The 715-nt window shown below is 47.3% G+C and carries 1 protein-coding gene; it reads right to left on the bottom strand.

Annotated elements, in window-relative coordinates; genetic code table 11:
* A partial coding sequence (locus tag R7Q46_RS27040; RefSeq protein ID WP_318078237.1) for a methyl-accepting chemotaxis protein occupies positions 1-715 on the bottom strand: 715 nt, incomplete at both ends.

Raw genomic sequence — 715 nt, 5'->3', positions numbered from 1 at the left:
TTTTGACCTTCGTTGGCATTGTTTACCGTAACTTCCATAAGTTTGGTAAGGGATTGACTGTTACGCTGTAATGATTCAATCATCGCTTGAATCTCAACGGTTGCTTGTTGAGTACGGCCTGCAAGAGCACGGACTTCATCCGCAACAACCGCAAAGCCTCGACCTTGTTCACCTGCACGAGCCGCTTCAATTGCAGCGTTCAAGGCGAGTAGGTTAGTTTGCTCAGAGATGCCGTTGATTGTTGTTACCACTTCATCAATTTGCGCTGCATTTGCATCTAGCTCTTCAACCGCTTGAGAAGCAGATTGAATCTCATTCGACAGATTTGAAATCGAGTGAAGCGTGTTTTCGACTTTCACTTGGCCTGATTGAGCCACACTACGTGCATCATCCGTCTGTGTGCTTGAGTCGTGAGCCAGTGTCGCAACTTCACGAATCGTTGAAGCCATCTGCTCCGTTGCACTTGCAAGAGAGTTGAGGTGTTCTTGTTGCGTCGCAGAAATTTCAGAACTGTGGTGAATCGATTGGTTCAAGTCTGAGCTGATTTGCTGCATAAGAGCGACAGACTCTTGGATGGATTGAACCATTTTTTGTTCACGCTCCGCGACTTTATCAATCGTGATGGCGATTTCACTGAACTCATCACGAACAGGGAAGAAATTCATCCGCGCGGTTAGGTCGCCATCAGCAAGCGTGTTTAGCGCCTTGTTCATGG

The sequence above is a fragment of the Vibrio sp. 811 genome, assembly GCF_033339195.1.
This window is presented reverse-complemented; position numbering and strand designations above follow the sequence as displayed.